The sequence below is a fragment of the Arcicella sp. LKC2W genome (assembly GCF_034931005.1).
Lineage (GTDB): Bacteria > Bacteroidota > Bacteroidia > Cytophagales > Spirosomataceae > Arcicella.
The window spans coordinates 165,035-190,499 of record NZ_JAYGIN010000005.1 but is presented as its reverse complement, the minus strand read 5'-3'; the positions used below and the strand labels follow the sequence as shown (position 1 = coordinate 190,499).

The 25,465-nt window shown below is 34.5% G+C and carries 23 protein-coding genes and 2 tRNA genes; 16 read left to right on the top strand and 9 right to left on the bottom strand.

Annotation, left to right across the window (positions count from 1 at the left end; all coding sequences use genetic code 11):
- Positions 1-172 precede the first annotated feature (172 nt).
- Both VB796_RS06010 and VB796_RS06005 read left to right on the top strand, forming a co-directional pair.
- On the top strand, positions 173-934 hold the full coding sequence (locus tag VB796_RS06010; RefSeq protein WP_323345610.1) for a DUF1835 domain-containing protein: 762 nt from the start codon (positions 173-175) through the stop codon (positions 932-934).
- 36 nt (positions 935-970) lie between these two features.
- Positions 971-1,600, top strand: coding sequence for a class I SAM-dependent methyltransferase (locus VB796_RS06005; RefSeq protein ID WP_323345609.1), 630 nt, complete (start codon positions 971-973; stop codon positions 1,598-1,600).
- Positions 1,601-1,720: 120 nt separating this feature from the next.
- On the opposite strand, the gene VB796_RS06000 is transcribed toward VB796_RS06005, so the two are convergent.
- The gene (locus VB796_RS06000; RefSeq protein WP_323345608.1) at positions 1,721-4,258 is read right to left on the bottom strand and encodes a TonB-dependent receptor domain-containing protein; all 2,538 of its coding nucleotides are present in this window, start codon (positions 4,256-4,258) and stop codon (positions 1,721-1,723) included.
- 268 nt (positions 4,259-4,526) lie between these two features.
- Here VB796_RS06000 and VB796_RS05995 point away from each other — a divergent pair, with 268 nt between their 5' ends.
- Together VB796_RS05995 and VB796_RS05990 are read left to right on the top strand one after the other, a co-directional pair.
- On the top strand, positions 4,527-5,570 hold the full coding sequence (locus VB796_RS05995; protein ID WP_323345607.1) for a sensor histidine kinase: 1,044 nt from the start codon (positions 4,527-4,529) through the stop codon (positions 5,568-5,570).
- Complete coding sequence (locus tag VB796_RS05990) at positions 5,567-6,304, top strand: LytTR family DNA-binding domain-containing protein (RefSeq protein ID WP_323345606.1); 738 nt, start codon at positions 5,567-5,569, stop codon at positions 6,302-6,304. The genes VB796_RS05995 and VB796_RS05990 overlap by 4 nt, the downstream gene beginning before the upstream one ends.
- 24 nt (positions 6,305-6,328) lie before the next feature.
- On the opposite strand, the gene VB796_RS05985 is transcribed toward VB796_RS05990, so the two are convergent.
- Complete coding sequence (locus VB796_RS05985; protein WP_323345605.1) at positions 6,329-7,162, bottom strand: alpha/beta hydrolase; 834 nt, start codon at positions 7,160-7,162, stop codon at positions 6,329-6,331.
- Positions 7,163-7,203: 41 nt separating this feature from the next.
- Positions 7,204-7,941, bottom strand: a complete 738-nt coding sequence (locus VB796_RS05980) for an SH3 domain-containing protein (RefSeq protein ID WP_323345604.1) — start codon at positions 7,939-7,941, stop codon at positions 7,204-7,206.
- Positions 7,942-8,036: 95 nt separating this feature from the next.
- Between VB796_RS05980 and VB796_RS05975 the strand changes: the two genes are divergently transcribed.
- The 6 genes from VB796_RS05975 (at position 8,037) to VB796_RS05950 (ending at position 12,764) form a co-directional block, all read left to right on the top strand.
- A tRNA-Lys gene (locus tag VB796_RS05975) sits at positions 8,037-8,109 on the top strand.
- Between the two features lie 83 nt (positions 8,110-8,192).
- Positions 8,193-8,265: transfer RNA gene (locus VB796_RS05970), tRNA-Lys, on the top strand.
- Between the two features lie 255 nt (positions 8,266-8,520).
- Positions 8,521-9,009, top strand: a complete 489-nt coding sequence (locus tag VB796_RS05965; protein WP_323345603.1) for a hypothetical protein — start codon at positions 8,521-8,523, stop codon at positions 9,007-9,009.
- 495 nt (positions 9,010-9,504) lie between these two features.
- Positions 9,505-10,821, top strand: coding sequence for an RNA-directed DNA polymerase (locus VB796_RS05960; protein ID WP_323345602.1), 1,317 nt, complete (start codon positions 9,505-9,507; stop codon positions 10,819-10,821).
- Between the two features lie 342 nt (positions 10,822-11,163).
- Positions 11,164-11,967 (top strand): DUF4595 domain-containing protein, encoded by an 804-nt coding sequence (locus VB796_RS05955; protein ID WP_323345601.1) that lies wholly within the window; start codon positions 11,164-11,166, stop codon positions 11,965-11,967.
- Positions 11,968-12,332: 365 nt separating this feature from the next.
- Positions 12,333-12,764: a GNAT family N-acetyltransferase gene (locus VB796_RS05950; RefSeq protein WP_323345600.1), complete on the top strand. Its 432-nt coding sequence runs from the start codon at positions 12,333-12,335 to the stop codon at positions 12,762-12,764.
- Between the two features lie 167 nt (positions 12,765-12,931).
- Here VB796_RS05950 and VB796_RS05945 read toward each other — a convergent pair whose 3' ends face one another.
- The 4 genes from VB796_RS05945 to VB796_RS05930 form a co-directional block, all read right to left on the bottom strand.
- Entirely contained in the window at positions 12,932-13,861 is a 930-nt protein-coding gene (locus tag VB796_RS05945) for an SPFH domain-containing protein (RefSeq protein WP_323345599.1), read from the bottom strand.
- Positions 13,862-13,993: 132 nt separating this feature from the next.
- The gene (locus tag VB796_RS05940) at positions 13,994-14,695 is read right to left on the bottom strand and encodes an SDR family oxidoreductase (protein ID WP_323345598.1); all 702 of its coding nucleotides are present in this window, start codon (positions 14,693-14,695) and stop codon (positions 13,994-13,996) included.
- Between the two features lie 104 nt (positions 14,696-14,799).
- Positions 14,800-15,819 carry a DNA polymerase III subunit delta gene (gene holA, locus VB796_RS05935; protein ID WP_323345597.1) on the bottom strand — a complete coding sequence of 340 codons (1,020 nt, stop codon included), beginning with the start codon at positions 15,817-15,819 and terminating at the stop codon, positions 14,800-14,802.
- Entirely contained in the window at positions 15,812-16,426 is a 615-nt protein-coding gene (locus VB796_RS05930; protein WP_323345596.1) for an ACP phosphodiesterase, read from the bottom strand. The genes holA and VB796_RS05930 overlap by 8 nt, the downstream gene beginning before the upstream one ends.
- A gap of 102 nt (positions 16,427-16,528) precedes the next feature.
- On the opposite strand from VB796_RS05930, the gene VB796_RS05925 reads away from it, so the two are divergent.
- From VB796_RS05925 to VB796_RS05910, 4 genes are all read left to right on the top strand, one after another.
- On the top strand, positions 16,529-17,041 hold the full coding sequence (locus VB796_RS05925) for a peptidylprolyl isomerase (protein ID WP_323345595.1): 513 nt from the start codon (positions 16,529-16,531) through the stop codon (positions 17,039-17,041).
- A 77-nt stretch (positions 17,042-17,118) separates the two neighbouring features.
- Positions 17,119-17,580: a dCMP deaminase family protein gene (locus VB796_RS05920; protein ID WP_323345594.1), complete on the top strand. Its 462-nt coding sequence runs from the start codon at positions 17,119-17,121 to the stop codon at positions 17,578-17,580.
- An 81-nt stretch (positions 17,581-17,661) separates the two neighbouring features.
- Positions 17,662-17,955, top strand: a complete 294-nt coding sequence (locus VB796_RS05915) for a Bor family protein (RefSeq protein ID WP_323345593.1) — start codon at positions 17,662-17,664, stop codon at positions 17,953-17,955.
- Positions 17,956-18,002: 47 nt separating this feature from the next.
- Positions 18,003-18,188: a hypothetical protein gene (locus VB796_RS05910; RefSeq protein WP_323345592.1), complete on the top strand. Its 186-nt coding sequence runs from the start codon at positions 18,003-18,005 to the stop codon at positions 18,186-18,188.
- 43 nt (positions 18,189-18,231) lie between these two features.
- On the opposite strand, the gene VB796_RS05905 is transcribed toward VB796_RS05910, so the two are convergent.
- Complete coding sequence (locus VB796_RS05905) at positions 18,232-20,121, bottom strand: U32 family peptidase (RefSeq protein WP_323345591.1); 1,890 nt, start codon at positions 20,119-20,121, stop codon at positions 18,232-18,234.
- Between the two features lie 166 nt (positions 20,122-20,287).
- On the opposite strand from VB796_RS05905, the gene VB796_RS05900 reads away from it, so the two are divergent.
- Positions 20,288-21,808 carry an ATP-binding protein gene (locus VB796_RS05900; protein ID WP_323345590.1) on the top strand — a complete coding sequence of 507 codons (1,521 nt, stop codon included), beginning with the start codon at positions 20,288-20,290 and terminating at the stop codon, positions 21,806-21,808.
- Between the two features lie 99 nt (positions 21,809-21,907).
- Here the strand turns inward: VB796_RS05900 and VB796_RS05895 are convergent, their stop codons facing one another.
- Positions 21,908-22,600, bottom strand: a complete 693-nt coding sequence (locus VB796_RS05895; RefSeq protein WP_323345589.1) for a DUF6250 domain-containing protein — start codon at positions 22,598-22,600, stop codon at positions 21,908-21,910.
- A gap of 129 nt (positions 22,601-22,729) precedes the next feature.
- Here VB796_RS05895 and VB796_RS05890 point away from each other — a divergent pair, with 129 nt between their 5' ends.
- Positions 22,730-25,441, top strand: coding sequence for a Tat pathway signal sequence domain protein (locus VB796_RS05890; RefSeq protein WP_323345588.1), 2,712 nt, complete (start codon positions 22,730-22,732; stop codon positions 25,439-25,441).
- Positions 25,442-25,465: the final 24 nt, after the last annotated feature.

The window sequence follows — 25,465 nt, the reverse complement described above, 5'->3', positions numbered from 1 at the left end:
CGTTAAAAGGATAGTTTTAACTAAAATGCAAAGAGACAAACTTTTTACTTGATAAAAAAACAATTCAAATAATAATAATTAATGTTGAATTATGAATATAGAAAAGTAGAGTATAAAAATTTGATTGTGCATCACTTTCTATTAAATTGGTTCAAAAATCATAGAAACATCAATGAAAAGATTTCATATTTTAAATGGAGATTGTTTGTTCGAGCAATTAAAAAATACAACTATTGAAGGCGAATTTATTATTTGTCGAGAATGTTTAATGGATGGAAATGTAAAAGCGTCGAATCTAAATGATTTTTGGGAAATTAGGGCAAACCATATTTCAAAAACATATCATGCTTCGCCAGATGAATATTACAGAAAATCGGTGAGAGAATTGGAAAGAATCAATAGCATTCCAGAACAATCGGAGGTTTGCCTATGGTTCGAGCATGATTTATTTTGTCAGGTTAATATGTGGTTTTGTCTTTCACTACTCGCTAATCGGTCAGACTTAAAAATATGTAGAATATTTCCAATCTTCGAAAACCAAGACCAGATATGGAAAGGGTTTTCCAATGCAGACTCTTCAAATCTCGAACAGGCTTATGCTCAGAGAATATTTTTAACTCAAAATGATATTGATTTGGGCAACCAACTATGGGAAGCCTATCAGAATGATGCCTTTGCTCGATTGAACCAATTATCAAGCATAAAATCAAGCAATTTTCAATATTTAGAAGAAGTTTGTCAGGCACATATCGACAGATTTCCTACTGATAATTCACTTGGCAGACCAGAAAAAGTTATTCGAGATATTATTGAGCAAACTACAACAGATTTCTATCCATTATTTTCAATATTCTCAGAAAAAGAAGGTATTTATGGGTTTGGAGATTTACAGGTAAAAACGATTTACGACCAACTCATGAAAACGAAAAATTGAGGAATAATATTTATCACTAAAATTTAGACTCACAAAATGAATGTAAAAGAGGCATACAACATTTGGTCGGAACAATATGACACAAATGAAAATAGCACGAGGGATTTAGAAGGGTTCGCCCTCAGACAAAACTTAAAAGAACTGCGTTTCAACAATTGCTTAGAAATGGGTTGCGGGACAGGTAAAAACACATCATGGTTAGTGTCAATAGCTAATCATGTTTTAGCAGTTGATTTGTCGGAAGAAATGTTATCAAAAGCAATCACGAAAAATAACGCAAAAAATGTAACGTTTACACAAGCCGACATGACTAAAGATTGGCTTTTTACCGATGAAATTAAATTTGATTTGGTGACTTTTAGCCTTGTTTTAGAGCATATCGAAAACCTTGACAACATATTTCAAAAACTTAGCCAAGTGTTAAATTTAAACGGTATCGTCTATATTGGTGAATTGCACCCATTTAAGCAATACAATGGTTCAAAAGCAAGATTTGACACACCAAATGGACTTCAAATAGTTACGTGCTTTAACCACAACATTTCAGACTTTATAAATTCGGCAAAAAAACATCATTTTCAATTAATCGATATCAACGAATATTTTGACAACAACGACAAAACAACAATTCCAAGAATACTAACTTTGATATTGCAAAAAAAATAAATTCTGATTGTGTTTGTATAAAAAAACTGTGTCAGGTAAAATTAACATTTCTGCTTAATCTTACCTGACACAGTTTAATTGACAATCTCTTTTTAAATAGCCTTTCGGTGAGTGTGACTCTTAATTATTTGTTTCTCCTCCGCCTTTTACGTCATCATTTTTAACACCTTTCGTTTTCTTTTGTTCAACGAATTTCATGTTACCAATTTTGAGATTCAACGTCAATTTAATGTTTTGATTGTAAATATTATTTACACTTACCTGATTAAATTGTGCTGAATTTAAAGTAGAAGTCATTTTCATACCACCAAAGAAATTATCCGCTGCTAAACCAATACTTCCTTTTTTGTTGGGTAAATCTTTCTTCAATCCCAATGAGTACATACCTGCCCCACCTTGAACACCTTGTAATTGTACTTGATTGCCTCTATATCCACCAAATCCTTGAATTCCCCAGCCGTTTGGTAGTTGTACCTGAGTCATCAATCGTCCACCTACTGTCCAACCTGAGTTGTTGATGGTCGCTAATTTTCCAGTAGCATCCAATACTTGACCGTCTAAGTAATTGTACATCAAGTCTATACCTCCATTTAAACTCCATTTTGAGGTTAAGAAAACATTACCGAAAAGGTTTGTGCCTAAAGTTTGTTGCTTACCTACGTTCTGAAAAGTTGTAACAATAGCTCCTGCCAAAGTATCGGACAATGCACTGATACGAAGAATTGAATTGTTCGTTTGTCTTCCGAAAAGAGATAGATTCAAATACGTTTTATTGATATTTGTGCTTAAACTTAACTCGACGTTATTCGTAATTTCTGGCTTTAAACTTGGATTTCCAATCGTGATGTTTTGAGGATTGGCTGCGTTAAAGTTGGGATTTAACTGTTGTAAACCTGGACGAGAAATACGGTTGTTATAAGCCAATTTCAATGTAGTATTACCACTTAACGTTTTTGAAATATTAATGCTCGGCACTAAATTTCCATAAGATGGAATAGCGATGCTACTTTTTTGGTCATTCGCTTCAATCGTTGTGTATTCGTAACGTGTACCTACTTTGAAAGTATATTTGTTCTTTGTTGAATAGGTATAAGAAACATAACCCGAAGAAATATTTTGCGTATATTTTAACAAACCTGATGGGTTTTTCGCATCAGAGGCAAAATCTCCCGTACTTCCTGCAAAAAGATATTGATAATCACTATCAACTTTACGGAAAATACTTTTTAGACCTACTTCAAACATTTGGTTGGTTTTAATTGGGGTTACATAGTCAGTTTGTAAAGTAAATTCTTGATTTACATTTCCATTCAAATTTCTTTGACGACTAACTAAATCCTTTGCGTTGTTCAATAAATCTGCATCGAAGTTATTTGTCAAATTATTCTGACTGTACATGGTTGAAATAGACCATTCCTGTTGAGGTTTGAAAGTACGAATGTAGTCTAAATTCACATCAATCGAATTTGAATTATCCTTACTATCCACATTGCGGAAAGAAGTAGAACTTAAACTTTCATTTACAAACAAATTAGTCGTATAATCTTGTCCACGATTGAAATTACGTGTTCCAAAATTGATTGAAGCCGCTAAAGATTGCTTTTTAGAAATTTCATAATCAAAGCCTAAATTATAGCGTCCAAATAAACCATTATCCTGAGCATCAGCCGATTGCTTTGTCAAAACTGTATTGTTATTCTGAATGGTAGATTGGTCTAACGTGGTGAGAGCTTTATTGTAAAAAGCACGTCCAAAACCTCCTAATGTTACCCCTAATTTACCTGAACGATAACTTCCATTCAGTCCTAAATTTGAGCCTCTTAACCCAAGACCAGAGTCAATATTTAAAGAAAAACCTTCAATTGTTGATTTCTTTGTGATAATATTGATAATTCCCGCAGCTCCTTCAGCATCATATTTTGCCGATGGCGAAGTGATAACTTCAACTTTCTGAATTAAATCAGCAGGAATCATTTTAAGTGCATCTGCAATACTACTTGCCACAATTGTGGAAGGTTTATTGTTAATCAAAACCTTAATGTTGGTTGTTCCTCTCAAAGATACGTTACCGTCCAAATCAACTGACAACATGGGTACTTTCTTTAAAACGTCGGCAGCATCTCCACCACGAGATGATAAATCTTTTTCAGCATTGTAAACCAAGCGGTCAACTTTTTCCTCAATCATTGACTTTTCTCCCGATACCGTTACGCCTTCAAGCATTTTTGAACTTGGACTCAATTTGATGACACCCAATTCTACATCTTTTCCTTTTTCAATTTTGAGATTATCGAAAACTTTATTGTCATAACCGATAAACGTAATCAATAATTTGTATTCGCCCGCTGCAATTTTAGTCAATGAAAATTTACCTTTTTCATCTGCTATTGTTCCATCGATGGGTTTATTAGTTGTTTTGTTTATCAGTGAAACATTGGCAAATTCAACCGCACCTGTCAAAGCGGAGTCAACTACATAACCAGTAATTTTTGAATTACCTTTTGGTGCATTGCTTTCAAAACTTGGAGTCGCTGCTTGATTACCTTGACGGCTACGACCGTTTCCGTCGCCACCGCCACCTGGAGGAGGTCCAAATTGAGCATTTACGATGGCACTTGACATTAATATTAAAGCGAAAATATAGCTTAGCTTTTTCATATTTTTATTTTTTTATGTTCTACTGTAAAATCTGAAACAAAGCAAATCATAAAAAACTACATTCATTTTTGTATTATACAGTTCAGCAATACTATTCGACCAATTGGGAAATAAAGACTAATTGCCGAGTTGCCGAATAAATCAATCCAATCATCGAAAAAGAGGGTTCATCAGTAGAAAAACAGACCAAAAAGAGATAAGTCAGACCCAAAATGTATGATTTTCTGTAAAATAATGTAGTTATTTGAATGATAATTTCAATAACCTTATGCAATCATTCATTCAACGATACCGTGTTTTATTATTACACCTCGCTTTTTGGTGTGTATATTCTTCATTCTTTTTCTATCAAATTACCTTTTCTCGTCATGGTGAAGAACCTGACTATCTAAGAGCTTTTGCCGATGCTACGGCTCAAGTTTTGATAATGGTTCTTGCGAGTTATCTAAACTATTTTTATTTCTTACCTCGCTTCCTAAAACATCAGGATATGCGTCGGTATTTTCTTGAATACATCATTCCCTTTGTCGTTCTGATTTTGGCGTTGATTTATATTAAAAGATATATTTATCTCTGTTATGACGACGGTCGTCACGGATTTCTTTACAGTACAAAATTTGTCGTTCAGTCATATCTAAGTTCTTTATTTATCGTAATTTTTGTCGGAATGCTAAAATTTGCGGAAGATTGGTTTGAGTTAGAAGCCAAGCGAAAAGAAGTAGAAAATGAGAAATTAACGGCAGAACTACGCTTTCTAAAAGCACAAATTAATCCACATTTTCTCTTTAATACGCTTAATAATTTATACTATTTGGCATTTACAAATTCTCCAAACACCACTGAAGTCATTGCTAAATTATCGCAAATGATGCGTTACATGATTTATGATTCAAATCATGCAAAAGTGCCTGTGTCTAAGGAGATTGAGTACATGGAGAACTACATAAGTTTGGAAAAATTGAGGTTAAATAATCAAATTCCGATTCAGTTTGAGGTGCATGGAAATACTAACAGCCATAGCATTGTTCCTTTAATATTTATCGCTTTCCTTGAAAATGCTTTCAAGCACGGCGTAAGTAATAATGCCAAAGAAGCGTGGGTTAATATTTCAATTACATTTGAAGGTAATAATTGTATCTATCAAGTGGAAAATTCTAAAATACCAAAGAATACCAATAACGAAGAGAAATCAGGAATTGGATTGCAAAATTTACAACGTAGATTAGATTTGAGTTATCCCGAAAATTATACACTCAAAGTGGAAGACAACCCCAAAAGTTACTCCGTTACTTTAAACTTAAATCTGATATGAAAATTAATTGTTTAGTCGTCGAAGATGAACCATTAGCTCGAAATCTGATGACGGCATATATCGAAAAAGTACCCTATTTGAATTTGCTCCAAGCTTGTTCAAATCCTTTAGATGCGATTGATTTTTTGAGAGAAAACCCCGTAGATTTATTATTCTTGGATGTTCAAATGCCCGAAATTACGGGAATTACTCTTTTGAAGATTCTTCAGAAAAAACCCTTAGTCATTCTTACTACGGCTTATTCTGAATACGCCTTGGAAGGCTACGAACACGATGTGATGGATTATTTACTAAAACCAATCACCTTTGAACGCTTTTTGAAAGCAGTCGAAAAAGCTCATGCACGGCTGAGTAATGCCAGCTCAAATACCATAATTCAAGAAAAAGTAGTTAATCCTTCTGATAGTGTTCAACCATTCATATTTGTAAAAGATGGTACTAAATTGGTTAAAATTAAACTAAATGATATTTTGTATGTAGAAGGTTTGAAAGATTATGTAACCATACATACTCGTACCCAGAAGGTTGTTACCTTACAACGACTCAAAACCTTAGAGGAGGAATTACCCGAAAATAAATTTATTCGGATTCACAACTCATTTATCGTCGCTTTTGAAGCCATTGAAGCCATCGAGAAGGAGAAAGTACAGATTGGTTCAGTCTTCATTCCAATTAGTGATACTTACAGAAAATCCTTCAAGGACTTTATTGATGCGTCAAATTTGAGTAAATGAGTAGGGTAAAACCTCTATTACAAATTAATTTAATTCCAATAAAATATCCCGAATCAACTCATATCTTTCAGATGTTATCAAATGACCATTTTCTGGTAAAAAAATAAATCTTCTTGGTGCCTTCAGTACAGAATCCACAAAAGCACCATTTGACGGTTCAATAATCCAATCCTTTCCGCCCTGTAAAATAGTTACGGGGCATTTTATTTTTCCCCAATCCTGCACTATTTTTTCTAACTCCTTACGATGCGTAAATTTTTCATCACTGGCACGATTTGCATAAGTTGGTAAAAAAAAACGAGCCAATTTTGAATTAACAGGTTTAGAAAACCACCAAAACTTTTCTTTTTGTGGGTCACACGCAGGTGCTATCAAAATAAGCTCATCAACTAAATCAGGATTGTCCATTGCCAATTTTGCAGCAATTGGAGCACCATAGGAGCGTCCTAAGACCACAACTCGTCTTTCAGAACGAGATATTAGCGGTCTAAGCAAATGAGCTTGTATAGCAATAGAAGTCTCTCCGACGTGAGATTTATTATAACCCGCTCGGTCAGGAGCAATTATTTGGTACTTATTTAGCAATAAACTGTCCTTAAAAAATTCTTTATAGCCAAACCACGCCCCTGGAGCTCCATGAATAAGCATCAACAACGGTTTTGATGAGTCCTTAGAAAAGGCGTAGTGTATTTTATGGTTTAATGTGTCAGAAAAAGCAAAAGAAGGTAAATAATCTTTATTTTGATAATATTGAGAAACCGCTTCGTCGCTAAATTTAAAATGCTGCATACAAGCAGTTAATGAAAAAAAACAAAAACCTAATAGTACAGCACTCCTTAATTGTAAAATTATCTTCATATCACTCAGGCAATTTTTGATTGGGATATTGCCCTCCAAATTTATTCAACGAGCCAAATATCACTCTCTTTGATGTATAAAAATTTATCATTCCAAATTACCCTTTTCCAAATATCATTTCCACCAATCACATTAAGTCGATGTCCCTTGTCGATACTTTCTGCAATTGCCGCACCTCCAGAAGGCTCAGCACGCAAATAAACGCCGTCGTGATTAATGATACCTTGATGGTATTTATCAGGTAAGTTTAAAAGCAGTCCAATTCCCAATAAATATATCAGTAAAAAGATTTTTTGATTCATGGGAATAAACTGCCTTTTGTATTTTTTTATGAATAATATAATAAAAATATAGATGCCTAAAACCATAAGCAAGGCAACTAAGAACCCAGAATACTGCTTGTAAAATAGAATTAGAAAGTTAAAATCGTTCAATTCGTAGCCCTGCAACTCGTGCGAACTACCAATTTCATTCAATTTTAGTAATACTTTTTGTGAAGGTTGTTGCTCATAAGCCTTGTTTAAATAGTAAAGTGTTTTCAAAAAATCACCTTTTTTTTCTTTTATGGATGCTAATTTTAAAAAAAAGTGGCTCGACGGATTTTTTAGTTTTTTTTGATTTTGCTCAAAAATTGGCTCCGCCTCAAAGAAATTTGCAGATTTATATAAAGAATCTGCATCCCGTAACGTTGTAGCATCACTCTGACTTTTAGCAAGTTGCAGAGAGGTAAGAAAAAAAGTTAAAAAAAATATGATTTTTTTTAGATAGTTAGCTTGCATGGTGTTTTATAAATTCGTAGTTTTGCACCGCAATTAAGGAAAACAAAATGACAAAAACAAAAGATGTTTAAGTCAGTTATTTCGAGAAAAGCAATGATTCCGTAGCTCAGTTGGTAGAGCAATACACTTTTAATGTATGGGTCCTGGGTTCGAATCCCAGCGGGATCACGAGGGTTACAAATAGTAACACTCCCTTCGTGTCAGAGGACACAATTTATATATACAAACTAAGCACTCGTGCAACGTTTGAAGATTCCGTAGCTCAGTTGGTAGAGCAATACACTTTTAATGTATGGGTCCTGGGTTCGAATCCCAGCGGGATCACTTATTAAAGATTTATTACACAAAAAAGGTTCTGATTGATGCTTAATTGCATTTTCAGAACCTTTTTTTATTGCCTTCTTTTAGCCCTCCTGTTCATTCGTACCGTGAATATTGACTTTCGTATAAAGATTCAACCGAATTCGTATAGCGAAACAATATAAACGTGTCGATATTTCTATTAATCGTATCATTTCTATTAACACGGCATTATTTTGGTTTTTGTTATGAAAATCCACACAAAAACCCCTAAAAACAATGCACTTTAACACTCCTTACAACCCAATGAAAATCTCTTTCTATTTCAAGTATTCGCAGACCAAAACGAAAAAAAGTGCAGGTTATGGCTCTATTTATTATTACCTGATGATGGGTAATGGACAGTCATGGATTATAAAACCTCGTGTAAAGCGAATTGAGGAGAATAATCAAATACAGATTATTCCATTGTCCGAAACAGCCCTTCAAATCATTCAGAAATACGGCTCTATTGAACAAATGCCCCATACAAAGCAAACTACTATCAATCGCTACATAAAACAGGCGTGTGTCAAAGCAGGGATAACAATGACCGTATCTTCAAAGCTTGGTAGGAGTTCGGGTATTTCATTCAAATACAATTTTGGTGGAATGAGAGAACACTCAATAGCAGCAATTGTGGGATGGACTTATCCAAGAGAACTGGTCAATTACTTAGAAATTGATATGGTTCAACTACACAATGAGTTTTTGGGAGAAAGAGCGTGAACTATTTTTTAGGACTGAAGGCTCACATTAGGTAATTCTACGCTAACACTGAATTGACATTCAAAGTATATTTGCATAATTTTAAACTTTATCTTTCTATGAAAAAGATTGCAACTCCATTATTGTTTTGCCTGGTTGTCTTGATTTTGTCTTTTTCGAAGATGGATTTTCAACCTTTAATATTGCAAACTTCTACATATTCAGAATCAATTCTATAATTTTTAAACCCAAAACTAATGAAATACTCTATACTGATTTTATCACCTTCCTACATTCCTCTTCTTTCGCACAAACCATTATTCAATCGAATTAGTATGAGTAGTAAATAAGTGCTATTGAGAAAACTATCAAATTTATTTTATTTTCAAAAAACAATCTGTGGCGGTTATATTCCAAATCGGTTGGATAGACGCTAAAAATAACCAAATTCTTACAGCTTATGGCGGTTATACGCTCGTTGCCTGCAAGCGTACTGCGACACCCTAAATAATTTCAATGAAAATAGACAGAGCTTCATTCGACAAAATAACTGCTTCTAAATTTTGGGCAAAACTGAAAGACAGTATCGTACCTTTTCCTACGACACCAACCAAATCAAAATTTCTTGACGAACTTTATTTAGGAATTACAGAATACACTTACAACCCAAAAAATCCAAGAGAATATATTGTAATAAACAAACACAACGGAATTTCAAGGTATGTTCCAACTTTTTCAAGGGAAGACTATTGTGTATATTTTCTTTGCATTAAACTTTTAGAAAATGAAATCGCAATAAACCGAGTAGATGGCACTTTTGGTGGTTGGACATTGGGTAATCCAATTAGGTTAAAAGAAGAGCAAGAAATTCTTGAACTTGACTATATGCCATTCAATACAATTAACGACCTTTCTTGGGTTAGCGAATGGCAATCATTTCAAAACATTGCTAAAACTTACAGAGATGTAGATGATTGGGAGTGCTTTATTAATTTGGATATTGCAAATTTTTACGACTGTATCAATTTGACAATACTTGAAAAGAAAATAAGACACGTTGTGCCAAAAGCCAAACAAGACGTTGTTACATTACTTTTTCATTTTTTACAGAATTGGAATAAAAAATTAGAAGGTTATAATCAGAAGACTGTTGGAATTCCACAAGACGAAATTGGCGATTGCTCACGAATTTTAGCAAACTTCTATCTACAAGATTACGACTTAGCAATGAGTTCAATTTGCGACAAGGTTGGAGCAAAATATATTCGTTTCGCAGACGACCAAATTATTTACGCAAAAGATTTACAGACTGCAAAAAACATTCTTTTTGAAGCATCAAAAGAACTTTTAAGAATAAACTTAAATTTCAATAGTAGCAAAGTAAAAGAGTTCAAATCCAAAGATGAATTTGATACATATTGGACATTTGAAATTTTTGAATTACTAAAAGTTAAGACTAACAAAACTGCTATCAACAAAGGGATTGGTAAGTATTTCGACAATTTAGACAACGGAGTAAAGTTTAAAGACGGTTCTGTTTTAAAGAGAATACTTTCAATGGACAGTTCGTTGATAAAACCAAAATTTAGACACAGACTAATTGCAATGTTTTTTAACCCAGACTTTTTAGCTCAACTTGGAGTTTGGTTTTTCAAAAGAATTAGGGTTTTTGTAAATAATGACGATGATTTTTTTGAAGAGTTGGACAATTTGGTTTCGACAGTTCCATTCAATTCATATCATTACAACCTGTTAGCGTTTTATAAAAAAGAACGGACAGGCTTTGACTGCAAAGACATCGAAACCCGAATTGAAGAAATCAAGCTACGATAAAACGCCAGCAGGCAACATTGGGTTTTGTGCAAGTTGGGCAGACGGAATAACAATGAGCATTTGTAATTCTATTCAGCTTTTGTTCGGGCTTGAGGTACATCACTGAACTTTTGTACTTAACTTCAACTTTATATTTTTAATTAGCAGCGGTTCAAGGCAGATGGAATTCTATTTCCCAACCTGCACAAAGCCCTGTACGTTGGGTGCTATGCAAAAAATACACTCCTCAATCAAATTGTTTACAATTATGGACAAATACAAAGATTTTTTTGATAGCGATTGTATCATGGAATATCTTTTACATTTAAAGCAAAACAAACACTAAAACAAATATTATTAATCATGCACAAAAAACATTTACTACCTGTCTTTTTTATATTGCTACTCAGTTGCAAAAAAACAGAGGATACAACCACCCCCAAAGCAGTACCTAATTGTTATGTTACGTCAGTTAGAGACGAATTTAAAGACATAACCGCCAATATAAATTATGATAAACAAGGAAAAATTTCTGGTATAATTAGAAGGCAAGGGACATTTCAATTGGAGAAAGACACCGTTATTTATTCAGGTAATAAAATAATAGTGAATGCAACTCCTTACAACTATTCTGAATATGTAAAATCTACTTGGACACTAAATGGTACTTCACAAGTAACTAATTTATCTACATACGATATTTACAGTAAAAGATCGAGTGATTATAGTTTTGAATATAATGATGATGGATATTTGATTAAATTTATATCAGGCGTTTTTCAGTATGATGTAACTTATGATGCTGGAAATCCCATAAAAATCACTTCTAAAAGAACAGATTTTAATAACACGCCAGAAATAAGCTATGAGATGGAATATTATGCAGATAAACTTAATTTGGAACAACCTAATTTTCAAAAATCTCCAATATTATTCAATTTCCTTGATGAAGGTAATTTTGGTTTTTTCTCTGGCGATATTTGGTTCATATACAATCTTGGAAAAAAATCAAAAAATCTAATTAAAACCCTTAAAAGATATAATTCAGGTGGTTTTTTAGGTTCGACTTTTAATTTCACATTTGAAGTTGACGGAGATAAATTAAAAAGAAGGTTAATGACTGGTTCAGCATCTGACAATTCTACATTTACATACAAATGTGAATAACTGATTTTAGTTTTTCCCTAAAACCGTAAAGAATATTTGAGCTTGGTCGTGGGTTTAGCGAAGCATTCCTACGACCAACAGACTTAATATTTCCAACTTACAAACAAGTGCAAATTGCAATACGAAGAGAAATTGGGAGAATTACTAATCCGAGTAAATGCCCAGTACACAACAGTATATTTTTGCAAAATAGGCGAACGTAAGTAATTCATAATTTGATAAATAATTAAACATTTGTAAGCATTTGAGCGGACGGAATTCTATTTCCTATCCTGAAAAAACATTCAGCATTGCGTGCAAGTATAAGAAGCCCAAACTATTGACCAAGATTACTAAATAAGAATAATATTTCAAGTTTATAAAATATGCAGATAATCAATTGTAAAGTTGAAAATTTAGAAGATTGTGCAAGATTACTTGTTCGGGTATATGCTGAACCTCAATATAAAGAAGATTGGAACGAGTTTGATGCTCATAAATATCTCAAAAGATTTCTTGATATAGAACCCAATCTATGTTTTATTGCTATTGAAAATAACATAATCATTGGAGGAATTTTTGCATATTCATACCCATGGCATTCGGAAATCCTTGTCTATGTTCAAGAGCTTTTTGTGGACTCAAACGAAAGAAAAAAAGGGATAGCAAAGTCGTTGTTAAAAAGTATTTGCAATAATGAAAATACAAAAATTTGGTTGGTCGCAAATGAAAATACTGGTGCTTCTGAATTTTATAAAAAATTAGGGTTTAAAAAAGATGGGCCGTATAAATTTAATTACGGAGCGTTAAGCTTTTGAGTTTACCAAAAATTTGTGACCACTTTGATAATTGGATAATTAATTGCCCAAGCCCCGAAGAACCGATAAGAAATCTTGACATTGTTCAGTTTACATATCCAATAATAACATTAAAAAAGCAGAATGGACTCCATTCTGCTTTTTTAATGTTCAAGCTATCATTTCAATTATTTACCTAAATCATTACTTTTCAATTGTTGAACTGCCATGATTTGTTTCATCGTTTTTTCCATTCCTTCGGTTGAACCGTCCAAGAAAATAACGTTACCTTCGCCTTGTTCAGCAAAATGTTTAACGGCTTCTGTCCACATCGAGAATAAAATTAATGAAGAGTCTAAATTAGCATCTGCCATTACTTTTGCCGATTCAGCCATACCTTTTGCTACTTCCTCACGGAATAATGCCACACCTTGTCCACGCAATTGAGAAGCAATTTTTTCTGCCTCTGCCGAAATTCTAATGGCATTTCCTTCTGCTTCAGCGGCTTTCGTTTTGGTAATTAATAATGCCTGACCTTCGTTTTCTGCTGCTGCTTTCAAGTTATTTGATGCCACAACTTGAGCCATCGAACGCATAATTGATTCATCAAAAGCAATATCATTCAATTGCAAATCAATTAAATGATAACCCCATTGTTCAAGGGTTTCGTCCAATTCTAATTTTACATTCTGCACAATCTCCCCTCTCAATAAAAGTACCTCCGCTTGTTTCTTGGTCGCTACAAATGCTCTGATTGTTCCTTCAACTGTGCGGATTAAAGCCTGCATAAAAGAGCGTTCATCCATGTATTTAAACGCCACGTTTTTGATAGTATTTTCGTCTTGATTGACAACTGCATACACTAACATCGCTTTAAAATTAACATTAGCTTGGTCGGAAGTAATAGCTTGAAAATCAAGCTCCATTGAACGATTTTGGATAGAAATTCTTTTGAAAATAAATTCGATAAATGGAATTTTGAAATTCAATCCTGGCGTCATGATTCGTTGATATTTTCCGAAAATGGTAATAACCGCCACTGTACCTTGATTAACAACCACAATGGAGAGAAAAACCACAATGGCAGCAAAAACGAAAAAGAAAAGTAAAAAGCTCATTTGTTAAATTGTTTAAGGATGAAAATTAAAACAGCACCAAAGTACATAAAACTTTGATGCTGTTTGTGAAATTAGGATGAATCACTCAAAATATTTTTTAAATGGTATAAAATTCGATACGGAAGCATCGGATTACATCATTTTTATTGACCCCATACCGCCATCAACTCCTAAAATTTGTCCCGTTATCCACGTTGAATCATCTGAAATTAAAAAACTTGTGATATTGGCAATGTCTGCCGAAGTGCCAAAACGTCCAATTGGGTGACGCTTATTGGAAGCTTCTTTCTTTTCATCACTTGATAACAGATTTTTTGCCAAAGGAGTATCTGTTAATGAAGGGGCAATACAATTTACTCTAATTTTTGCAGGTGCTAACTCTGCCGCCAATGAGTGTGTTAAACCTTCAATTGCCCCTTTGGATGCTGCAACCGAAGCGTGAAACCCCATCCCAATTTTTACAGCAACTGTGCTATACAAAACGATTGAAGCACTTTCTGATTTTTTTAATTTGGGTAAAACCGCCTGAATTATCGAAATCGCACCCAGTACATTTACTTGAAAATCATTTTTAAAATCTTCTTGACTCAAACGGTGAAACGGCTTTAAATTAATAGTACCTGGACAATAAACTACACCGTCTAAAGTTTCGGGAAGGGTAGCAAAAACACTTGCATCGGCATTTTGTGCATCCCAAGTTAAATGTGTAATTTCTGCTAAATCTGGTTGATTTCTTGAAGCGGAAAACACTTGGTAACCCTTTGATAATAATGATTTAGCGGTTTCATAACCAATTCCAGAACTTGCCCCAACAATTAATATATTTTTTGACATGGTTGAATTTTAATAAAGTGAACAAAAAAAGCATCTAAGTTTCTAACCTCAGATGCTTTCAAATGTTTTCGGAAATTATAGCCCGTCTTCAAATATTTAAAATCTCAATGTAAAATTTTAAAAGTCATTTCTCGTAAGGCTTCACCATCGCTCAAAGAACCGCTCTCCACTCCTTTCGACTTCAAATCTAACTTTTTAATCTCTCCAATTATCTGAACTACTTTTGATAAATTATAATTACGAACCGCAGAAATGTAGTCTTTGGTAAAAAATGGATTTACCCCTAAAACTACCGCCAAATTCCGCTCTGATTTATCTTGTGTAGCATGAGTCAAAAGCACTTTTGAAAAGAAATTATATAACAAAAGTACAATTGGGGCAAGTGGATTATCTTTCGGATTGGAAGCAAAGAAATTGATAATTTGATTGGCTCGCAAAACATCCCGATTTATTAAGGCTTTCTGAAATTCAAAGTAGTTATATTCTTTGCTAATTCCAACGTATTTTTCTACGACTTGAGCGTTAATTTCTTCGTCAATTCGCAAATTGAGCATGATTTTGTCAATTTCAGAAGCTAATCTTTTTAAGTCATTTCCAACGTTTTCAACCAACATTTCTATCGCTTTTCGGCTGATTTTCAGTCCATGTTCATGACAATATTCAAGAATCCAATCGGGAATTTTATTATCGTAAAACTTCTTTGAAGTCATCAAAATACCCGTTTTATCAAAGGTTTTCACCCATGTTTTACGCTCATCCGCCGAAGCCTTAAAAACCAATACTAAAACCGTTGAAGTAAGCGGATTTTTGGCGTAATTCTCTAAGGCAACTTGCATTTCTTTCTGCTCAATACCTTGTAAACCTTGAGCCTCTTTCACCAAAATCAACTGACGTTCCGCCATCATCGGAAAACGCTTTGCGTGCGAAATCAAAGCGGGAACGGTCAAATCTTTACCAAAAAACACAAATTGGTTAAAGCTTCTATCAGAAGGAGAAAGGGCATTTTCTTCAATATAATCGGATACTTTATCTATGTAATACGGTTCATCTCCATGAAGCAAATACAAAGGAGAATAAACTTTTTTCTTTAAATCTTTTAAAACGTCAGCAGCAGATTTAGGCATTTTGGTAATAGGGATTAGTATTTATAAACTTCTGGCAATGTTCAATCAATTGGGGAAAAAACTCTCTAAATTCAATTTCATACAAATCATAATCATTTTTCAAATCTTCCGTAGCATTTTCGATTCCAGATTTAAAACTCAATCGTTGAGAAATGCCCGTCAAAGACCATTCGATGCCTTCATAAGTAGCATAACTTGTAAACCAATTTCTTTTTATCATCGAATTGACCATTCTTTCCATTGGTTCGGGAATTTCATCTTTCCTCAGTGTTAAGAGTTCGTAAAACTGCTGACTATAATCGAAAAGCGTTTGGTCAGAATAATGATGAAAATTCTTTGCCAAAACATTATCGTAAAACATATCTACCACAATGCCTGAAAACTTATGATATTTTGGTTGTAAACGGTCAATACTTTGCCGCACAATTGGATGAGAATCTGTAAAAAAGTCAATTTCTCGATGTAAAGCCATGCCTCGAATAATTCCCTCTGAATATGGAGAATTTTGCAATTTATTCAAACGACCTTTTACAAAATCGCCTAAAAAATTACCTATTTTAAGGTCGTCATCGTTGCCAGAGAGATAAGTATGTGCTAAAAAATTCAAATGGATAGTTTTTTTAATTTCTTAATCATAAAGTTAAGCAAAAACTGTTACCTTTTTATGGGATATGATTAACTTCGTGAATCATTTTAAAAACTTAGCATAATGCAAATTACGAATGAAAAAGTTGTTACGTTAATGTATGAATTAACCGTAACCGATGCCGATGGAGAAAAAGAACTAATTGAAACCGTTGAGCAAGAAGACCCTATGGCATTTATTCAGGGGATGAGTGGCTTACCTGAAGCCTTTGAAGAAAATATTGAAGGTCTTTCTGTTGGAGATACCTTTGAGTTTTCAATCCCAGCCGAAGATGGATATGGTGAATATGACCCAACGGCAATTGTAGAATTACCGAAAGATATTTTTAAAGTTGATGGTGAATATGTAGAAGAAATGTTGGAAGTTGGCAATTACCTACCAATGACTGACGACGGCGGTAATCAATTGAATGGCAGAGTATTAGCCGTTGAAGCAGAATTTGTAAGAATGGACTTTAACCATCCTTTGGCCGATAAAGAAATGTTTTTTAAAGGAACAATTTTGGACGTAAGAGATGCTACTCAATCTGAAATTGAACACGGACACGTACATGGTGCGGGTGGCGTTCAGCATTAATTTTAGTGAGTTTAAAGTTTATGAGAATTAACTTTAAACTCATCAATTTTAAACTTCTAAACTCAAAACCACCAAATATGCAAAAACCAGATTTTGACGATATTTTTATGGACTTGGCTATTAATCTTGCTAAACGTTCACATTGTATCAAAGCACAAGTTGGGGCAGTTCTGACCAAAGATACCCGAATCATTTCCATTGGCTACAACGGTCCGCCAGCAGGGACGCACAACTGCGACATTGAATTTCCTGTTGATGGCTGCGAGCGAGATTCAAAAGGGAGTTGTTCTTTAGCACTTCACGCTGAACAAAATGCCATTTTGTACGCTGCCAAAAACGGTGCATTAATTGAGGGTTCAACGATTTACGTTACGCTTTCTCCCTGCATTGCCTGTGCAAGAATTATTTATAGCATGAAAATTTCAAAAGTAATTTTTCTTAATTCTTACGCTGAATATAAAAAGATAGGAAAAGATGAGGGAGTTGAGTTTTTGAGAAAGTTTGGTGTTGAGGTGATTAAATACCAAACTAAAGCATAGTTAAAAGTTTCCAAATAAATAACACCACTGAATAAAAGCCACTCTATTTTGAGTAAATCAAAACAATTTAATTTTACAACAATGAAAAAAACACTAAAATTTTTAACTATTGCAATGGTATCGTCTGCATTACTTACGTCATGTTACTCTTACACAAGTGTTGTAGGAAAAGGAGCTCAAGGCAACACACAAGTTACTCAGTGGAATCACTACGTAATTGGTGGATTGGCACCAGTTGGAGTTTCTGACTCAAAAGCAATGGCAGGAGGTGCTGAAAACTACACCGTCTTCACAAGACAATCATTTGTAAATGGATTAATTTCTGGAATTACATTCGGTATTTACACACCGACAACTACTACCGTAACGAAATAATCAGTTATTTGGGAGTGAGGGTATTCTTCACTCCCAAATTCTTTTCAATGAAAAAAAACTTATTTTACCTATCCATAATTGTGGCAATAGGACTATTCATTTCCATTATGGATGGTCTGCTAAAATATAGTAGAAGCAACGCTGATTACGATTTGGGGCTTTTATCGGGCAGACTCATTCTTTTAATCATCACTATTCTCACTTCTTATTTTTTAAAAAGAAAAATCCAATAAAAAAACCTCCAAAAACAACAAAATTGTTTTTGGAGGTTTTTTATCACCTTCTTGGAGAATACCCTAACTGCTCATCCTCATCTTCATATTCCAACTCCGCATCTTTTTCCCAGATTTCCATTTCACAAGGTTTGCAATTGAATTTTAGTTTGTATTCATTCTCCCCATGTTTCAGGGTCAAAGGTTCAACTAACTTCTCTCCTATTGTTTCACGTTGAAATCTTGCACATTTACCTAATTCGTATTTTACGCAATATTTGGTCGTCATTACTCGTGCTTTTCCTGGATCCCATTGCAATTCAAACGCCTTTTCAATTTCAGTTACTCCGTGACGTTTATAAAAAGCTCTCGCCATTTTATTCGACACATTGTACATAAAATCAAGTTTTTGTACGGGATAAGGGTGGTCAGTTTTCGTGATTTGATATTCTTCTCTGTGATATTCTTTCACCCGAATTTCTACCAATTGTTCTAACGCTTCACGTCTGATTTCATTTACTTTTGAAATAGGCAAAAACCAATTTTCTGATAATTCTACTTCAACATTATCAACAATAAAAGGCGTATTTCCTGTTTTTGCGATATTCTTTTTAATATTTGGAATGACAGATTCTTGACTTTTCGCTAATTCTTTAGCAGCCTGAAAACTTTGTACGCTTTGGTGTCCATCTTCGTCAATCGCCAATAATTGAAAACCGTCGGCTGTTTCAGTAAATTTTAAGCTTACGCCAATTTTACGAACCGCACTATTTTCTTTCTCAACCATTTTATTAAATTCAGCATCCGAATTTCTATAAATGACAGTTCCAACAGGTAACGACTTGAAGGAATTAGGTACAACCACATCGTTGACAATAATATTTATTTGAACTCCGTCGGGTTCACCATTTTCATTAACGAAAAATAGTCCATCGCCATTATTTAGTTTTTCGTAGTTTTCAATAACATATCCGTTTGCCTTCACTTCCAACAACTTACCAATCAATTGCCCTTGCGATTTCGGACTTTCCCATGAGCCAATTTTCTCTTTACGTTTATTGACAAAATAATCGGTATAGCCTCTATTAAAACTTCTGTCCATTTCTGGCTCAAAATTATAGAACGTTCTACCCGAAGAAGCCTTTTCAAACTTCTCGTTTCCTTCCAAGAAGCTATCTAATTTTTTACGCAAATAAGAAGTATTATTTTTTACGTAAACAATGTCTTTCAAACGACCTTCAATCTTAAAAGACGTAACACCAGCTTCAATTAAATTGGGCAATTGGTCACTCAAATCTAAATCTTTAATGGATAATAAATGGCTATTAGCAATTAAGGTTTTACCCGTTCCATCAATTAACTGATACGGCAAGCGACAGTTTTGAGCGCAAGAACCTCGGTTAGCACTACGCTCGCCATTGGCAACACTCATGTAACAATTACCACTAAAAGCCACACATAAAGCACCAGAAACGAAAAATTCTAATTCCACATCGGTTGCTTCGCTAATTTCACGGACTTGGTCTAAATTCAATTCTCTTGCCAACACAACCCTTTTCATTCCTGCATCCTTCAAGAATTTTACGTGTTTGGCATCTCTGTTATTGGCTTGTGTACTGGCATGAATAACAATTGGCGGTAAATCCATTTCCATAATTGCCATATCCTGTACAATAAGTGCGTCAACGCCAATATCATAAAGTTGATAAATTAGTTTTTTGCAGGCCTCCAATTCATTATCATACAAAATAGTATTAATAACCACAAAAACTTGAGCCTTAAAGAGATGGGCATACCTTACCATTTCAGAAATATCTTCAATAGAATTGGCGGCATTAGTTCTCGCTCCAAATTGTGGAGCACCAATATATACAGCATCTGCACCCGCATTAATGGCAGCCATTCCTTGAAAAAGGTTTTTGGCAGGGGCAAGAATTTCAACTTTCTTTTTCATTTTGTAACTTTTTGTAATAAAGTGCAAAATTACGGAATTTTGAGAGAAAATTGACTTGTAGGTGAAATTAGGGTTTGGGATTCAATCCAAAACGTCGTAAACAAAGAAAATAATAGTAACTTTATAGTAAATATTTGCACAGCATAAATTTTCAGAATTAAAACTTATGGACGACATATTATTATTAGCGGACAAAGTTCGAAACACTCTGATCCTTGGTGAAAGCCATTTTAGAGAGTTTAAATCAGCTTTGGAAGGACGACCCGATAATAAAAAACAAAGATTAACGAAATTAATATGTGCTGACATAGGAGAAGCATTAGTTTCATTTTCTAACGCTGATGGTGGGGCAATATTAGTTGGTGTGGAAGATGATGGAACAATTACAGGAATTCCTCATTCTGAGGAAGATATTCAAATAATGCTCAATTCTATTCACACACATGTATATCAAGGTCAGCAACTTCCATTAAATAATGCCAATAAGCTCGTTTTAGACCACAAAACAATTTTATATTTTTCGGTAAACAAAGGGACTACAATGATTTATCAACTCCCAGATGGGCGGTGTGTTAGACGAAAAGATAAATCCACGATGCCTGCATCTGTTGACCAGATACAATTTGAAAGACAAGAAATTAAATCAAGAGAATATGATAGCCAATTTGTTGATGGTGCAAATGTTACAGATTTAGATGTTAGACTGCTTCAAGGCATTGCTGACCAATATATTAAAGGGCTAAGCATTGAAAGATATTTACAGCAAATTGGATTGGCTGAATATGCCCAAAATGGACTTAGATTAAAAAGAGCAGCTTTGCTACTGTTTGCGACTGATATAGATAGATGGCATCCAAGAAGTCAGGTACGATTTCTTAAAGTAAAAGGCAATACATTAGAGGCAGGAGAAAAATATAATGTTGTAAGCGATGATACAGTAAAGGGGAATATTTTTGAATTAGTAATTAAATCTTGGGAACATTTACGGTCCTCCTTAGCTTATAAAACTGAATTTGGAACTAATTCTCAATTTGAACAAAAATACATTTATCCAGAAGATGCTGTCCGAGAAGCTATTTTGAACGCAATTGCACATAGAGATTATAGTATTGCCAATGCTATTGAAATTTACATTTTCAATGATAGAATGGAAATTAAAAGCCCAGGTGCTTTGATTTCAACCTTGACAGTTAAAAATTTATATGAATTAGAGGGTTCTCACGAATCCCGAAATTCTCTGATAGCAAGGGTTTTAAGAGAAAACAAGTTAATGCGAGAACTTGGAGAAGGTATGAAAAGAATTTTCACTCTAATGCACGAACAAGAACTTGAAAAACCTGAATTATATTCAAATGGACTTTGGTTTAGAGTTACACTTTCAAATAAGACCATTTTTAGTACCAAACAAGTAGAATGGTTACTACAATTTGACAATTTCAACTTATCAAAAAATCAGAAAAAAATTGTTTTACTTGGACTTGGCGATAAACAAATTTCAAGTAATGATATTTTTAAAGCATTGAACATAAGTAATACTGAAACTGAGAAATTTACACAAGAGGTAACGGTGTTAAGGACAAAAGGGATATTAACTGAATTAATGACTTCTCAACAAGCATATAATGTAGCAAAAAAACTAAAAAAAAACAAGAAGGATGTTCCGAGATATAAAGTTAGGCTACCGTAAAATATGATTATTCTCTCATTGTTCTAAATATTGCTTAAAGTATTGCAACCAATAACCTATACAAAACGCCAATCAAAACCTTTTTGATTGGCGTTTTTATTACTTCACAACCTTAAAATCCCAAATCTCTTGATGTGAAAATGTAGAACGAAAGCCAAAATATGACTGGCTTGGAAAATATTCGTCCGTTGCTTGAAAAAACATTTCTCCATCTACCCAAAAACTCGTTGTTTTATCCTTCACTACAATCTTGATTTGATAGTCATGATTGGACTTTAATAAATATTTTGCTTCGTTTTTCTCTGCTAAAAGTTTTCTTTGGACATTGGCTTCGTACTTCCTAAAACGAGTGGTGGTATTGGTATTTCCGCCCATGCCTACGTAATACATATTGAGGGAGTCATAGTCTTCAAATTTCCCTGTTCGAGTAAATAAATTACTGTTATCGAGGCTTTGTGCTAACCAAAATACGTTTAAATCAGATAAACGGTCATTTTTCCCATCCGCTACTACAACTTTTCGTTTAAATAAAATCTCATAATTTCCCGTCAATGCTTGGTTATACCAAACTGTTACACCGCCTTTTGTATCCAACACAAGTTTATTATTCTGCGTGAATACCCTTGAATTAGGCAATGGCTCTATTTCTGTAATCCACCTTTTGGCATTTAATATTCCATGAAAATCTTCTGTAAAAATCCTATTTTTCGCTATATTTTGACGGGTACATGAGGTAAGAATCCCGATTATTAACACCCAAAATATTATGCCTAATTCATTGATAGTCTTCATTTTTAATACTAATATTTGATAAAAATTCATTGAAAATAATGTTAAAAAACTAACAATTGGGTAAAAATAAGGTCAAAAATGCTTTTAAATCTATTATCGACTAAACATATTAATGACCAGATAAAAAATATGAAATCACCCTTTTCTTTTACTCGTAGAGCATTTGTCAAAAATTCAGCGATTGCCGTTGCGGGTTTACCTTTAGCGTCATCTTTGGCAAATACTACTGCTCAAAAAACGATTTTACCTCCCGCTGGAATTGTACCACTCAATTGGTTAGATAAGCAAGCATCTCCTCTTTTTAAAGGAACTACTTGGGGTGTACCTTGGGCAAAAGGACAAGTAAAAAAAGGTACTGAATTTACCTTAACAAGTAATAGCAATCAAATTCCTACTCAATCTTGGGCATTGGCGTATTGGCCTGATGGCAGTTTGAAATGGACAGCTCATGCGATTACTAATCATGAAAAATTATCGGAAAATTTGCAGTTAACTATTGGTAAAACAATAAAACCAAGACAAGCATTATCTGTACAAGAATCGGGAAATCTTATCAAAATTGATACAGGGAAAATACAGTGCGAAATCAATAAAAGCGGACAAACGTTAATAAAATCGCTGAGTAACGGCGGAACAGTGGTTGCCCAAAATGGTAAATTGGTGTTATCGGTACAAGATAATGTTGACCAAACAGAAGCATTTAAAATTGAAACATTTGACGGAAAAATTGATAAAGTTTCCGTAGAACAAAGTGGTGAAATTAGAGCCGTTATCAAGATTGAAGGCTCACACGAAAATACTGCTAACAAACGATTATTGCCATTTATTGTTCGTTTGTATTTTTATGCCGAAACAGAATCTATCCGCATAATTCACACCATTATTTATGATGGTGATGAAAACAAAGATTTTATTAAAGGCTTAGGAATTCGTTTCTCCGTACCTTTAAAAGAGGCTTTGTACGACCGTCACATTCGGTTTGTAGGCGAAAATAAGGGTATTTTTGCCGAAGCAGTTCAAGGATTATCGGGACTACGAAGAGATACTGGACGAACGGCTTTGGATGCTCAGTTGGCTGGAAAATCAGCGACCCAAATTCCAGAGAATGTACTTAAAAATATCAATTATATTCCTGCTTTTGGTGACTATACCCTATTTCAAAGCACTCCTGATGCTTTTGATATTCAGAAAAGAACAAAATCGGGGCATTCTTGGCTACAATCAGCTTATGGTGGACGTGCCAACGGAACGGCTTATCTCGGTACGCCAAAAGGTGGTCTTGCCTTTGGAATTCGTAATTTTTGGCAAAGTCACCCCGCACAATTGGACATCAAAAATGCTCATACCGATTTAGGCGAAATCACGATGTGGCTGTGGGCTCCCAAAGCCTCAGCAATGGATTTACGTTTTTATCACGATGGCATGGAACAAGATACTCATGCCAAACAATTGGATGCTTTGGATATTACTTATGAAGATTACGAACCCGAATTTGGCAGACCTTTTGGCGTGGCACGTACCAGCGAATTACAAATTTGGGCATTAGCAGAAACGCCTTCAAAAGCGTTATTATTGGATATTGCTGAACAAATTCAACATCCGTCGCTTTTAGTTGCCAGTCCTGAATATCTTACCAATGTCGGAATTTTTGGTAGTGGTTTTACGATTCCCGATAAATCAACGGCAAAAAAAGCAGAGATTGAAAATCAATTAGATTTTTATTTTGATTATTATAAAAAACAAATTGACCAGCATCGTTGGTACGGTTTCTGGAATTTTGGTGATGTCATGCACACCTACGACCACGACCGTCATGTATGGCGATATGATGTGGGTGGTTTTGCGTGGGATAATTCCGAACTTTCAACGGATTTATGGCTTTGGTATTATTTTCTGAGAACGGGCAGAAATGATGTTTTCAGAATGGCAGAAGCCATGACCCGCCATACAGGCGAAGTTGATGTGCATCATATTGGGCGTTTTAGTCCCTTGGGGTCACGCCATAATGTTCAACATTGGGGCTGTTCCGCCAAGCAATTACGTATTAGTACGGCTGCTAATCGTCGTTTTTATTATTATCTGACCGCAGATGAGAGAGTCGGTGATTTGATGCGAGAGCAAGTAAATGCCGACAAAACACTCAGAATGATAGTTCCAGGCAGAAAAATCGGACAAAAAGCGGCTGAAAATACGGCAACTTCTGAATTAGCCAGTATCTCTTTTGGAACAGATTGGGGAGCTTTGTCTTCGGCATGGTTTACCGAATGGGAACGCACCGAAAACCCTAAAATAAAAGAGAAATTATTGAATAGTATGCGAACCATTGCCGAACAACCGCACGGTTTTTTTGTAGGTGGAGCAACGATGGATTTATCAACAGGTAAATTTCAACTGGAAAGTGCTACTAAAATTTCTGTTTCGCATTTAAGTGCTGCATTTGGTTTAGCAGAAATTTGTGCAGAACTCATTGAAACTGTTGATATGCCTATTTTTGAAAAAGCATGGTTACAATATTGTCAGCTATACAATGGTACTGCCGAAGAACAAAAAGCAGCTTTAGGGGAAACTTTATCAAAATTAAATCTCCAACAAGGACACGCCAAACTGACCGCTTTTGCCGCAAAACGTGGCAATAATGCAACATTAAGTAAACGAGCGTGGAAAGAATTTTACGCAGGTGAAGGAGGCATAAAAAAACCTTCGATGCAAATAAAAAAGATTGAAACTCCAACCGTCCTTAATCCAATTGAAGAGGGCATTTCTATTTCTACCAATGCCGTGGCTCAATGGAGTTTGGCAGCCATGCAATGTTTGGCTTTTGCTGGAAAGGATTTGGAATAGTCTTCGTAACACAGACTTTAGTCT

Excerpts from the sequence above, each read along its gene's own strand:
- VB796_RS05925 (WP_323345595.1), top strand. The coding sequence starts at position 16,529 with ATGCAAATTACGAATGAAAAAGTTGTTACGTTAATGTATGAATTAACC.
- VB796_RS05965 (WP_323345603.1), top strand. The coding sequence starts at position 8,521 with ATGCACTTTAACACTCCTTACAACCCAATGAAAATCTCTTTCTATTTC.
- VB796_RS05990 (WP_323345606.1), top strand. The coding sequence starts at position 5,567 with ATGAAAATTAATTGTTTAGTCGTCGAAGATGAACCATTAGCTCGAAAT.
- VB796_RS05945 (WP_323345599.1), bottom strand. The coding sequence starts at position 13,861 with ATGAGCTTTTTACTTTTCTTTTTCGTTTTTGCTGCCATTGTGGTTTTT.
- VB796_RS05955 (WP_323345601.1), top strand. The coding sequence starts at position 11,164 with ATGCACAAAAAACATTTACTACCTGTCTTTTTTATATTGCTACTCAGT.
- VB796_RS05910 (WP_323345592.1), top strand. The coding sequence starts at position 18,003 with ATGAAAAAAAACTTATTTTACCTATCCATAATTGTGGCAATAGGACTA.
- VB796_RS05905 (WP_323345591.1), bottom strand. The coding sequence starts at position 20,121 with ATGAAAAAGAAAGTTGAAATTCTTGCCCCTGCCAAAAACCTTTTTCAA.
- VB796_RS05985 (WP_323345605.1), bottom strand. The coding sequence starts at position 7,162 with ATGAAGATAATTTTACAATTAAGGAGTGCTGTACTATTAGGTTTTTGT.
- VB796_RS05915 (WP_323345593.1), top strand. The coding sequence starts at position 17,662 with ATGAAAAAAACACTAAAATTTTTAACTATTGCAATGGTATCGTCTGCA.
- holA (WP_323345597.1), bottom strand. The coding sequence starts at position 15,819 with ATGCCTAAATCTGCTGCTGACGTTTTAAAAGATTTAAAGAAAAAAGTT.
- VB796_RS06000 (WP_323345608.1), bottom strand. The coding sequence starts at position 4,258 with ATGAAAAAGCTAAGCTATATTTTCGCTTTAATATTAATGTCAAGTGCC.
- VB796_RS05950 (WP_323345600.1), top strand. The coding sequence starts at position 12,333 with ATGCAGATAATCAATTGTAAAGTTGAAAATTTAGAAGATTGTGCAAGA.
- VB796_RS05960 (WP_323345602.1), top strand. The coding sequence starts at position 9,505 with ATGAAAATAGACAGAGCTTCATTCGACAAAATAACTGCTTCTAAATTT.
- VB796_RS05895 (WP_323345589.1), bottom strand. The coding sequence starts at position 22,600 with ATGAAGACTATCAATGAATTAGGCATAATATTTTGGGTGTTAATAATC.
- VB796_RS06010 (WP_323345610.1), top strand. The coding sequence starts at position 173 with ATGAAAAGATTTCATATTTTAAATGGAGATTGTTTGTTCGAGCAATTA.
- VB796_RS05890 (WP_323345588.1), top strand. The coding sequence starts at position 22,730 with ATGAAATCACCCTTTTCTTTTACTCGTAGAGCATTTGTCAAAAATTCA.
- VB796_RS05980 (WP_323345604.1), bottom strand. The coding sequence starts at position 7,941 with ATGCAAGCTAACTATCTAAAAAAAATCATATTTTTTTTAACTTTTTTT.
- VB796_RS06005 (WP_323345609.1), top strand. The coding sequence starts at position 971 with ATGAATGTAAAAGAGGCATACAACATTTGGTCGGAACAATATGACACA.
- VB796_RS05920 (WP_323345594.1), top strand. The coding sequence starts at position 17,119 with ATGCAAAAACCAGATTTTGACGATATTTTTATGGACTTGGCTATTAAT.
- VB796_RS05940 (WP_323345598.1), bottom strand. The coding sequence starts at position 14,695 with ATGTCAAAAAATATATTAATTGTTGGGGCAAGTTCTGGAATTGGTTAT.
- VB796_RS05995 (WP_323345607.1), top strand. The coding sequence starts at position 4,527 with ATGCAATCATTCATTCAACGATACCGTGTTTTATTATTACACCTCGCT.
- VB796_RS05900 (WP_323345590.1), top strand. The coding sequence starts at position 20,288 with ATGGACGACATATTATTATTAGCGGACAAAGTTCGAAACACTCTGATC.